This is a genomic window from Rhodococcus daqingensis (genome assembly GCF_042665615.1).
In the GTDB taxonomy this organism is placed as follows: Bacteria; Actinomycetota; Actinomycetes; order Mycobacteriales; family Mycobacteriaceae; genus Rhodococcus_G; species Rhodococcus_G daqingensis.
Genome location: NZ_JBHTCS010000025.1, coordinates 74,287 through 85,126, shown reverse-complemented (window position 1 = coordinate 85,126; position 10,840 = coordinate 74,287). Strand labels below are relative to the sequence as shown.

13 protein-coding genes are annotated in these 10,840 nt (G+C 69.6%); 5 read left to right on the top strand and 8 right to left on the bottom strand.

Translation table 11 applies throughout. The features are described 5' to 3' along the window. The 4 genes from ACFQS9_RS21595 to ACFQS9_RS21580 all read right to left on the bottom strand — a co-directional run. A partial coding sequence (locus ACFQS9_RS21595; protein ID WP_378408473.1) for a PPE domain-containing protein occupies window positions 1-957 on the bottom strand: 957 nt, incomplete at its 3' end. 32 nt (window positions 958-989) lie between these two features. Then, window positions 990-1,298: a PE family protein gene (locus tag ACFQS9_RS21590; protein ID WP_378408471.1), complete on the bottom strand. Its 309-nt coding sequence runs from the start codon at window positions 1,296-1,298 to the stop codon at window positions 990-992. Window positions 1,299-1,426: 128 nt separating this feature from the next. Beyond that, window positions 1,427-1,777: a metallopeptidase family protein gene (locus ACFQS9_RS21585; RefSeq protein WP_378408469.1), complete on the bottom strand. Its 351-nt coding sequence runs from the start codon at window positions 1,775-1,777 to the stop codon at window positions 1,427-1,429. A 1-nt stretch (window position 1,778) separates the two neighbouring features. Next, a complete protein-coding gene (locus tag ACFQS9_RS21580; RefSeq protein WP_378408487.1) occupies window positions 1,779-2,783 on the bottom strand; it encodes a septum formation family protein in 1,005 nt (334 codons plus the stop codon). Window positions 2,784-2,992: 209 nt separating this feature from the next. Between ACFQS9_RS21580 and serS the strand changes: the two genes are divergently transcribed. Both serS and ACFQS9_RS21570 read left to right on the top strand, forming a co-directional pair. Continuing rightward, the gene (gene serS / locus ACFQS9_RS21575; protein ID WP_378408467.1) at window positions 2,993-4,249 is read left to right on the top strand and encodes a serine--tRNA ligase; all 1,257 of its coding nucleotides are present in this window, start codon (window positions 2,993-2,995) and stop codon (window positions 4,247-4,249) included. A gap of 21 nt (window positions 4,250-4,270) precedes the next feature. Beyond that, on the top strand, window positions 4,271-4,663 hold the full coding sequence (locus ACFQS9_RS21570; protein ID WP_378408465.1) for an ankyrin repeat domain-containing protein: 393 nt from the start codon (window positions 4,271-4,273) through the stop codon (window positions 4,661-4,663). 4 nt (window positions 4,664-4,667) lie between these two features. Here the strand turns inward: ACFQS9_RS21570 and ACFQS9_RS21565 are convergent, their stop codons facing one another. Further along, entirely contained in the window at window positions 4,668-5,102 is a 435-nt protein-coding gene (locus ACFQS9_RS21565) for a hypothetical protein (RefSeq protein ID WP_378408463.1), read from the bottom strand. 171 nt (window positions 5,103-5,273) lie between these two features. Continuing rightward, a complete protein-coding gene (locus ACFQS9_RS21560; RefSeq protein ID WP_378408461.1) occupies window positions 5,274-5,723 on the bottom strand; it encodes a winged helix-turn-helix transcriptional regulator in 450 nt (149 codons plus the stop codon). 105 nt (window positions 5,724-5,828) lie between these two features. On the opposite strand from ACFQS9_RS21560, the gene ACFQS9_RS21555 reads away from it, so the two are divergent. Beyond that, a complete protein-coding gene (locus tag ACFQS9_RS21555; RefSeq protein ID WP_378408459.1) occupies window positions 5,829-7,286 on the top strand; it encodes an MFS transporter in 1,458 nt (485 codons plus the stop codon). 83 nt (window positions 7,287-7,369) lie between these two features. Here ACFQS9_RS21555 and ACFQS9_RS21550 read toward each other — a convergent pair whose 3' ends face one another. Next, window positions 7,370-7,654 (bottom strand): hypothetical protein, encoded by a 285-nt coding sequence (locus ACFQS9_RS21550; RefSeq protein ID WP_378408457.1) that lies wholly within the window; start codon window positions 7,652-7,654, stop codon window positions 7,370-7,372. A gap of 579 nt (window positions 7,655-8,233) precedes the next feature. Between ACFQS9_RS21550 and ACFQS9_RS21545 the strand changes: the two genes are divergently transcribed. Beyond that, the gene (locus ACFQS9_RS21545; RefSeq protein ID WP_378408455.1) at window positions 8,234-9,202 is read left to right on the top strand and encodes an alpha/beta hydrolase family protein; all 969 of its coding nucleotides are present in this window, start codon (window positions 8,234-8,236) and stop codon (window positions 9,200-9,202) included. Between the two features lie 34 nt (window positions 9,203-9,236). Here the strand turns inward: ACFQS9_RS21545 and ACFQS9_RS21540 are convergent, their stop codons facing one another. Then, a complete protein-coding gene (locus ACFQS9_RS21540) occupies window positions 9,237-9,650 on the bottom strand; it encodes a winged helix-turn-helix transcriptional regulator (protein ID WP_378408453.1) in 414 nt (137 codons plus the stop codon). A gap of 281 nt (window positions 9,651-9,931) precedes the next feature. Here ACFQS9_RS21540 and ACFQS9_RS21535 point away from each other — a divergent pair, with 281 nt between their 5' ends. Further along, on the top strand, window positions 9,932-10,831 hold the full coding sequence (locus ACFQS9_RS21535) for an NADP-dependent oxidoreductase (RefSeq protein ID WP_378408451.1): 900 nt from the start codon (window positions 9,932-9,934) through the stop codon (window positions 10,829-10,831). Window positions 10,832-10,840: the final 9 nt, after the last annotated feature.

The window sequence follows — 10,840 nt, the reverse complement described above, 5'->3', positions numbered from 1 at the left end:
CTCGGGCAGCGTCGTGCGCCCCGCGCTGCCGCCGCCGAAGCCGCCCGCGACACCGCCGCCGCGCCCCGCGGCTCCGGCCGAGCTCATTGCGCGGGTGGCGCCCGAACCCGAACCACCACCCGCAACAGCGGACCGGTTCGCCGTCGGGGCGTCGGAGAAGCCGCCGAACGACTGGCCGGAGCGGCCGCCGGTGATCGCGGACACCGCGGCGGGCGCGAACGAGCTGGCGGTCGAGGTGACCGTGCTGAAGCCGGACCCCGCGATCGAGCCGGCCTGCGAGGCGGCGCTGACCACGGCCGGGTTCTGCGCATGCGCCATCGCGGTGGCCATCGCGGCGCCGGCCGGGTTGGTCCGCCAGTCGACGTCGTCCCTGTTGGTGGGCACCGACTCCTGCGCGCCCGCGCCCGACGCCTGCGCCCCGGTCGCGAGCGGGGGCGGCGGCGTGAAGCTCTGCGGCACCGACACCGCGGTGGACGCGGCCTCGTAGCCCTCCATGACGAGGGCCGCCCGCAGATCCATCGCCCGGTCCGCGGCCTCGGCGGCCGCGCCCGCACCGGCGAGCGAGCCGCCGACGGTGTGCGCCACCAGCTTCGCGGTCTTGACCGCGGCGATCTCGGGCAGGCTCGGCATGGAGATCCGGGCGACGGAGTGCGTGCTGGCCGCGGCGGCGGCCTTGGACGCCGTCGTCGTCGCCATCGCCGTGGACTCCTCGGTCCATGCGGTGAACGGGATCAGTTTGGCGAGCGCGGCGTCGGACGCGAGCCCCTCCCAGCCGACCCGAAGCTCCGCCATCACCTTGGTCATGGTCGCGGACGCGTCCGTCAGGCCGGCCGCGATGGACGTCCAGGCGACGCCGGCCGCGGACAGCTGGACCGGGCCGACGCCCGCGTTGAGTGCGGTCGAGTTCCAGGTCGCCCCGCGGGGCATCCAGACGACGCCGGTGAATCCCATGGTCATTTCGGTGTCTCCTCAGATCCGGTGTCGGACGCTCACATACCCGCGTTGAGCGAGGCGCTCATGGTGTGGTCCTGGTTCTGGTACTCGGCCGCGTGCTTGCGCAGGGTGGTGGCTGCGACCCGCAGCTCGGCGATGCCGGTCGCCGCGGAGGGCAGGAAGCTGTCGGCGACCGAGTTGAACGACGAGGCGACCATGACCGAGACCTCTTCGGTGCCCGCGGGCGCCACATGCAAGGCGGGCGCGTTGACGTTGACGGTGGTCTCCAGGCGCGCCGCGAGGGCCTCCAGCTGGGTGGCGGCGGAGATCAGGGCTTCGGGAGCGACAAACACATGGCCTGACATGGTCGCGGCCTCCTTGGGGCTCGGCGGTGCGGGGCCTGCGGAGCGACCCGCAGGCACCGAGATCGGTCGTCAAGAGATTGGACGCTCACCGCGCCCGACCGGTTCCCACCAATTTCGCCGAGCCCGACCTAACCCCAGCCGAGCTGGTGCAGCCGTTCTTCCTCGATGCCGAAGTAGTGCGCGACCTCGTGGATCACCGTGATCGCGACCTCCTCGACGACCTGCTCCTCCGAATCGCAGACCTCGAGGAGGGCCTCGCGGTAGATGGTGATGGTGTCCGGTAGCGACCCGCCGTAGTGGCTGTCTCGCTCGGTGAGCGCGATGCCGTGATAGAGCCCCAGGAGGCCGGGTTCCTCGGGGTCGCGGTCCTCGACCAGCACCACCACGTTGTCGATCGCGCGGGTGAGCTCGGCGGGAATCAGGTCCAGCGCCTCGGAGACCAGCTCTTCGAAGCGGGCCTCGGTCATCTCCACGGTCACGTCAGTTGCCCGCCCCCGGCAGCGGCACGGGCAGTGAACGACCCTCGGGGACCGGCGGCGGCGGCACCGGCGGCGCGCCGTTGATCAGGATGTCGCCCTTCGCCGAGTTGACGATCGCCGCGAACCCGCCGGTGTCGAGCTCCTTGCCGACCGAGCAGGTGACCTTCCGGCTGCCCGCCAGCCAGCTGGTCAGGTCGATGTTGTCCCAGAACAGGGTGAGGGTCTTGTTCCGCAGTGCGTCCGGCGATCCGAGGAATTCGTTGGACGCCTGGGTGCACGTCTCCTCCAGGTACTTGTCCTGGTCCGGGATGGCCGGGTATCCACCCGTGAACTTGGCGCCGAGGTCGACGACCGAGATCACCTCGAAGGCGTGCGGGTCCGAGCAGGGCACCGGATCCGTGGGGACGTTCTGGTTGATGCCGATGCAGGTGCCTGCGTCCCAGGTCTTGGACTGGTCCTGCCCGGCGACGGTCCCGACGATCGGCTGCGGATTTCCGGTGGTGCCGGAGTACTGCAGGCCGCAGCGCAGCGTGCGTTCTCCCGCCGCCCACCCGCCCGTGCCGGGATTGATCAGCCCGACGCTGAACTTGCCGTTCGGGTCGTACTTGGCGCCGAGGTACTCGTTGACCGCGGGCGTGCAGTGCTCGTCGCGGAACTGGGAGAACCGGAGCACGCCGGGGAACTTCGAGCCGGGGCCGAACTCGGTGCCGGGGAAGTTGCTCAGGTCCACCTCGGAGGCGACCTCGAACAGGTGCTCCTGCGAGCAGTCCACCTTTTCCAGGTCGCTGGCGTCGTCTTCGGTCCAGGTCAGGCAGTCGCCCGCGTGGGCGGAGCCGAACGCGCTGCCCGACACCGCGCCGGTGGACATCGGGCCCCCGGTGTTGGCATGCGTGCTGAGATCGCTCTCGCTCTTGAAGCCGCCGGAGAAGACCGCGGTCACGATCGCGGCGAGGACCGCGCCGAGCGCGATCGCGGCGAGGGCGCGCCGGGTCGTGGTCGCGGACATGTGGCGGCCGGTCTTGTCGGCCGACCGGGTACCCCAGCCGCGGGTCGTCTCCGCGTCGGTGCGCGCGTCGCCGCCCCGCCCGGAGGCGTCGCGTTCGTTGGCGTGTTCGTCGGACATCGCCACCATCATGCCCGTTGCTCGCACCGATGCCGAACCTTCCCCCGCACGCGTTGAGGCCCGTGTGCACGTACCAAGTAAGGTTTGCGGTCGTGATTGACCTCAAGTTCCTGCGCGAGAATCCCGACGTCGTCCGCGAGTCACAGCGCACCAGGGGCGAGGACCCGGCCCTGGTCGACGCGCTGCTGGCGGCAGACGAGGCGCGCCGTGCCGCGGTGCTGGCAGGCGACAACCTGCGTGCGGAGCAGAAGGCGCTCGGCAAGAAGGTCGGCCAGGCATCCGCGGAGGAGCGGCCCGCGCTGCTCGCCGGGTCCAAGGAACTGGCTCAGCAGGTCAAGGATGCCGAGGCCGCCCAGCACGAGGCGGACGCCGCGCTCGAAGCCGCGGCCCGCGCCATCTCGAACATCGTGCAGGAGGGGGCACCGGCGGGCGGCGAGGACGACTTCATCACCCTCGACACCGTCGGTGAGATCCCGTCCTTCGACTTCGAACCGAAGGACCACCTCGAGCTCAGCGAGTCGCTCGGACTGATCGACATGGAGCGCGGCGCCAAGGTGTCCGGCGCGCGTTTCTATTTCATGACCGGCCACGGCGCGATGCTCCAGCTCGGCCTGCTGCAGCTCGCCGCGCAGAAGGCGACCGCGAACGGCTTCACCCTGATGATCCCGCCGGTGTTGGTGCGGCCCGAGATCATGCAGGGCACCGGGTTCCTCGGTCAGCACTCCGAGGAGGTGTACCACCTGGAGCAGGACGACCTGTACCTCGTCGGCACCTCGGAGGTGCCGCTCGCGGGATACCACTCCGGCGAGATCATCGACCTGAGCGCCGGCCCGAAGCGGTACGCGGGATGGTCCTCCTGCTTCCGGCGTGAGGCGGGCAGCCACGGCAAGGACACCCGCGGCATCATCCGCGTGCACCAGTTCGACAAGGTCGAGATGTTCACCTACTGCAAGCCGGAGGATGCCGACGCCGAGCATCAGCGGCTGCTCGCGTGGGAGCGGGAGATGCTCGCGGCCATCGAGGTGCCCTACCGGGTGATCGATGTCGCCGGCGGCGACCTCGGTTCGTCCGCGGCGCGCAAGTTCGACTGCGAGGCATGGGTTCCCACGCAGGGCGCCTACCGCGAACTGTCGTCGACCTCGAACTGCACAACCTTCCAGGCCCGCCGGCTGGGGACCCGCTACCGCGACGAGAACGGCAAGCCGCAGACGGCGGCGACCCTCAACGGCACCCTCGCCACCACCCGCTGGATCGTCGCGATCCTCGAGAACCATCAGCAGGCCGACGGCAGCGTCACCGTGCCCGTGGCGCTGCAGCCGTTCGTCGGGACGGACGTCCTGCGGCCGTAGTTCCCGGTAACTTCGGTCGGCATGACCGACGAACCGATCGACCCCCGGCTGCAGGAGATCGCCCAGCGGGTCTTCGACGCGGCAAGGGCGGGGGACGTGCCCGCCCTCGGCGCCTACCTCGACGCGGGAGTGCCGGTGAACCTCACCAACGGCGCCGGCGACACCCTGCTGATGCTCGCTGCCTACCACGGCCACGCCGAGGCGGTGCAGCTGCTGATCGACCGGGAGGCGGACGTCGACCGGCTCAACGACCGCGGTCAGTCGCCGGTCGCGGGCGCCATCTTCAAGGGCGAGGAGGCCGTGGTGCGCGCGCTCGCCGCCGCCGGGGCCGATCCGAACGCCGGGCACCCCACCGCCGTCGACTCGGCGAAGATGTTCGGCAGGCAGGATTACCTGCAGCTGTGGCGCTCGTGATCTGTCAGCCGAGGTCGACGCCGAGCCGGTCGGCGAGTTCGCGCAGCTTCTGCGCGTCGTCGATGCCGACCGAGACGTACGCGTGCACGCCGTCCGGGTCCTCGCGGAGCAGGTACTCGTAGTCGCTGGTGGTCAGGGTCTCGCCCGCGGAGTCGAGGAAGCTCCACCGCACCCGGACCCGGGCCAGGCGGTCGGTGAGCGCGGCCGATTCGAGGACCTGATGCGCGATCCCGGCGAGCCCGAGCTGCTTGTACAGCGGGTACGACTGGCTGAGGCCGGCCGCCATGTCCTCCCGGCTCGACAGGGATCCGGCGAACTCGTCGGTGAGGATGGTGCCCGGCATGCCCCACATCGCGGCGGTCGCCTCGGCGTCGAAGGCGGTCAGCGAGTTCCCGTAGGCGCTGAGGTAGCGGTCGATGGTGTCCCGATCCAGTGCCATCGCTTCACGATAGGCCGATCGGCCGGCGCGCGGTCGGAGGCCGGCGCGCTCAGCCGCGCTCGCCGCGGACCGACTGCCAGATCCGTTCGGGCAGTACCTTCGCCGCCTCCTCGAGGTCGATGCCGGGTGCCGCTGACAGCCGCCGACGTCGAGGAGATCTACGCCTGACGGTCAGCGTGCGCCAGCGACGAGGTCGCGCTCGGTGTCGGCGCGGAGGTCGTACTCGGCGCGTGCCCTGGCGACCTCGTCCTGGTGTACCTCGGTCCAGCTGACCAGCGCCTGGATCGTCTCGTGCAGCGTCTCGCCGAGGGGGGTCAGCGCGTAGTCGACCCGCGGCGGCACCACCGGGTACACGGTGCGGCGGACCAGCCCGTCCCGTTCGAGCTGCCGCAGCGTGACGGTGAGCATCCGCTGGCTGATGCCGTCGATCTCCCGACGCAGCTCGGTGAAGCGCAGGGTTCGCCGATCGAGCAGCGCGATCACCAACAGCGACCACTTGTCCGCGATCCGGTCCAGAATCTGGCGGACCTCGCAGTCCTCCCTGGTGTCCCACTGGTAGGGGTCCCGGTCGCCGGCGGTATCGGCGCAGTGAGTCGGTTCCTTCAAAGTGCCTTCTTCCATGGTCATCGATGGTGCCGAAGAATGGGGCAAGTTACAAGAGGGAACCGACCAGACGGCCAGGAACCGATGGTCGCGGTTCCCGACGGCCGACCGAAGGAGCGTTCAGTGCTGGATTCCCCGCAACCACCCGTGCTCGATCGAGAAACAGAGCGCGACCGCTTCAGCGGGCGCGAATGGGCGATGCTCCTCGTGCTGTGCGGCGCCATCTTCCTCGAGGGCGTGGACGTGTCGATGTTCGGCGTGGCCTTGCCCGCGATCCGCGCCGACCTGGCCATGTCCACGGCCGAACTGCAGTGGGTGATCAGCGCCTACGTGCTCGGCTACGGCGGCTTCATGCTGCTCGGCGGCCGGGCCGCGGACCTGCTCGGCAGGCGCCGGATGTTCCTGATCTGGCTCGCAGTGTTCATCGCCTTCTCCGGTCTGGGCGGGCTCGCCTCGGAGGGCTGGGTCCTGATCGCGGCGCGCTTCGTGACGGGGGTCGCCGCCGGTTTCATGGCACCCGCCGGACTGTCGATCATCACCACCACGATCGCGGAGGGGCGCAAGCGCAACCAGGCGCTGCTGGTCTACGCGGGGACGGGTGCGGCGGGCTTCTCGCTCGGCCTCGTGGTGGGTGGGCTTCTCGCCGAGTTCTCCTGGCGCTGGGTGTTTTTCGCCCCCGTGATCCTCGCCGCACTGATCCTGATCGCCGGCATCCGGCTCATCCCGGCCGAGGCGCGTCCGGGCGCCCGGTCGATTCGGGACTTCGACCTGCTCGGCGCGTTCAGTGTCACCGGGGCGATGCTGCTGCTGGTCTACGGGGTGGTCCGGGCGCCCGACGTCCCGCTCGGGGCCACGGTCGCCGTGCTGGCGGGCGCCGTCGCGCTACTGGCGCTGTTCGTCACGGTCGAGCGCCGGGTTCCCGCGCCCCTGGTTCGCCTCGGCATCCTGCGGTCGGGCCCGTTGGTCCGGGCGAACGCGGCGGCGCTGCTGTTCGCCGGCTCGTTCGTCGGGTTCCAGTTCATCCTGGTGCTCTATCTGCAGGAGCTGCGCGGATGGTCAGCGCTGGCGACCGGTCTGGCCATGCTGGCGGTGGCGGGCGACGCGGTGCTCGCGCCGACGCTGACGCCGCGATTGGTGAACCGGTTCGGGAACGTCCGGGTGATCTTCGCCGGGCTGTTGGTGGCCGGGGTGGCGTACGCATCGTTCCTCTGGATCGGCGCCGACGCGGCCTATGCGGCGATGCTTCCCGCGCTGATCCTCATCGGTGTCGCGTTCGCCCTGGTGTACGGGCCGCTGACCATCGCGGGCACCGACGGCATCGCCGAAGACGAGCAGGGGCTGGCCGGTGCGTTGCTCTACACCTCCTGGCAGCTCGGCTCGGCGCTCGGGCTCGCGGTGGTCACGGCGGTGCAGGTCACCACGCTCGGCGGCGACCACTCGGCGGCGGGCCTGCTCGACAGTTACCGTGCGGCCCTGACGGTTCCGGTGCTCGCGATCGTCGTCGCGGCCGCCGTCACCGCGTTCGGGTTGCGCAACCGGGCGCAGGCGCGCTCGGCGGAGAGCGTGCCGGTCGCGGCCTGACCTCGCGCACCCCCCGGCGTCCCGCGCGCGCTACAGGCCGCGCGGGGCGCCGCCCGCGCGCGGGGACGCGGTGTTCCGCAGCCTCACGCGGCGCTCTGGAAGAAGGGCACGCAGGTATCCGGCATTATCTGGTCCCTCCGTTCCTGGAGGTCCTCGCTGCGTTCTATCCGTTCTCGCTCCTGGTCGTCGTTGTCCCGGTCCGGAGCTTGGTCGTCGAAGGGCGAGCTCGCGCTCTGAGGCTGTACCTCGGGACACGGGACCGGGTCCTGTCCGGCCGCAATCGTTCCCGCCCGATCGTCACCGTAGCCACCGAAGAGCACGGTGACGGCGGCAAGGATTCCGAACATCCAGGTGATCGCGAGTTTCACTGCCTCGTCCTTCCTGTGAGGGAAGGAGGGTCGACGCGATGTGGGCATAGCGTTCTCGCGGCGGCAGTGCCGATCGTCGTCGCCCAGCCTTCCGGCAGGCTTCCGTCATGCTCGCGACCTGGCAGTGCCATCGGTCTACGCGATCGCCCGCTCGCCCACCGGAAGTGGTGGCCGTGGACATGGCGCGCCTCGAATAACCGTGTTCAGGTGTAACCCTGCGGGCCCCGGTGATATTCCCGACAACGGTGTGGTTCTTCAGCTTCGGCGTCGGCACTCGCGACCCAGGGCGAAAGGCCGGTCTGCGAAAGTCGTTCTCCTGCTAGCGTCCGGGGGTCGGCTTGTTGAAGGCTGCGGGGAGCCTTTTCACATCGTGGGGGAATGTTGATCAGTCGGATTGCAATCGCGACCGCATGCGCGTGCACGTTGGTGTTCGGGAGTGTGGGTGCCTCCGGAGCGTCACCGGTGGGCGTGACTGTCCTTCAGCCGCTTTCCGGTCGATCTCCGGTGGGAACGACCGTGTTGCATCTCGTCGATGAGTCGCGACAGGATCCGTTTCAGCCCGATCGGCCACGTGAGTTGATGGTGTCGGTGTTCTATCCGGCGGCCGACGTCGGCACGCATCCGCGCGCGCACTACGTGTCCACCGAGTTCGTTCCGGGGCTGGAAAAGCGTCTGGGAGTCGAATTGCCTGGCCTGCTGACCAACTCGTATACGGACGCGCCTGCACTCACCGACTCCGCGCATCCGGTCGTGCTGTATTCACCTGGTGGCGGGGTCTCGCGTCTGCTCGGGACCGGCCAGGCCGAGGACCTGGCCAGTCGAGGCTATGTGGTGGTCACCATCGACCACACCTATGAGGCTCCGGCCGTGGAGTTCCCCGGTGGCATGGTCGTCCAGTTCGCGCCGGTCGCGGGGGGTTTCGGGAAGGACATCCGGAAGAAGTACATGGCCGCCAGGCTGCTCGACACCCGGTTCGTCCTCGACTCGCTGACGGAGCTCACTCAGGGGGTGAACCCGGACGCCGACCATCGCGACCTGCCACAGGGTCTCGATCGTGCGCTCGACCTGAATCGGATCGGGATGGTCGGCCACTCGTCCGGCGGGTACACCGCCGTCGAATCGATGCACGCTGACCGCCGTATCGACGCCGCCGTCGACCTCGACGGTCAGATCGGGGTCGACGAGGAGTTCGGTCGCGCCGCCACCGAGGGTGTGGACCGCCCGGTGCTGGTCATGACGAGCCAGCAGATCGAGGAGGTCGGGGATGCCAGGCCGTCGCTGGATACGCTCTGGCAGCACGCCACGGGCTGGAAACGTCAAGTGACGATGCGGGATTCAGCGCACTACGACTTCACCGACATGTCCGTGCTGGTGCCCGCGGCGGTACAGCCGGCCGCCGCGCGCTACATCGGGCCCATCGCGTCCGAGCGCTCGACAACCCTCGTTCGCACGTATGTCGCGGCCATGTTCGACAAGTTCCTGCTGAACCGGTCGGGCACGGTGCTCGATCAGCCGCCCACGGATCCGGAGATCATCGTCCAGCGCTGATGCGCGCGGGGTCTCGGTGTTCACCGCCTCGAGGTCAGGTGGTGGGTTCTGCCTTGTCGAATCGGGAGCGATTTTCCTGGATCTCGTCGTGGTGGGTGCCCGCCCAATCGATCAGGGTGGTGATGGCAATGAGCAGGGAGGCGCCGAGATCGGTCAGCGCATACTCCACCCTCGGAGGAACCTCGGGATAGGCGGTTCTGGTGATGAGACCGTCACGCCGCAGCTGGCGCAGGGTGTGAGTGAGCATTCGCTGGGAGATGCCCGGAATGGAGCGCAGCAGGTCGGTGTAGCGATGGGGCCCGCCATGCAGCGAACTGACCACGAGCACGGCCCACTTGTTGCCCGCCCGCTCGATGATCTGCCGGATGGTCTCCCCCTGTTCCGCCGGCCAGCGGGAGCACGGCCCGGGCAGGGCTCGGGCCTGTCCGGTGCTCGGATCGGCTTCCATGGCGCACCTGCCTTTCCCGTTCCGCACACGCGTGTGCCTTTTGTATCGAACTCAATACTGTCCCATCATGGGGTTACGCACCATTTGCAAGACACCAGTTCAGAGCCGTGAAACCAGGTAAACCACAGAACAGCCTCCGCGCTTTCTATCGCCTGGCCGAAGCCTGAACAGCGCCTTGCACGGCCGAGGTCGTCGGTTCGATTCATGCCTCCCGTCATGTTCGGCACTCGGCCATTCATCTGAAGAGCAACCCGCCATATCCCGTAAGGAAGACCATGTTCATGCGTGCCGCAACCGTTTCCCGCTTCGGTGGACCCGAGGCAGTCGAGATCACGGAGATCCCGGTACCCCTGCCGGGCCCCGGGCAGGTCAGGATCAAGGTCGGCGCGGCCGCACTGAATCCGGTGGACGCCGCCATGCGGTCGGGGGTCTTCGGCAGCGGCGGCCAGGAACGGATCGGCTTGGGCTGGGACGTCGCCGGCACGATCGATGCCGTTGGGGCCGGAGCCGATTGGCTGGTCGGGAACCGGGTCATCGGTCTCGCCACGGGTCACACCGAGCCGCTGGGCACCCATGCCGACCACGTCGTGCTCGAGGCGACAGCCATCGCCGCCGCCCCCGCCTCCCTCGACGATGTGCATGCCGCGGCGCTACCCCTCAACACGCTGTCCGCCGCTCAGTCCCTGGACATGCTGGGGCTGCGGCAGGGGCAGAGCCTGCTGATCACGGGGGCGGCCGGCGCGGTCGGGGGCCACGCGGTGGAACTGGCACACCGGAACGGCCTGGAGGTCACTGTGCTGGCCTCCGCCGGCGACGAGCCCTTCCTCGCCTCTCGCGGGGCCGGCGACTTCTTGCCCCGCGGCGCGAACCTGGCACCTGCAGCCTTCGACGGTGTGCTCGATGCCGCGGGCCTCGGGCACGAGGCGATCGCCGCAGTCCGAGACGGCGGCTCCTACGTCGGCTTGTGGCCGGGGCAGGAACCGGAGTCCGAGCGCGGCATCCGTGTCGACGCTCTGGACGTGCGGGCCGACGGCGCCCAGCTCGCCGAGCTCTCCCGTCTCGCCGACGAGGGGGTAATCGTGGCCCGCGTCGCGGATACCTACCCGCTCGCGGACGCAGCGGCAGCCCACGCACGGTTGGCCGAAGGCGGCCTGCGCGGACGGCTCGTCCTCATCCCCTGACGCAGGAAC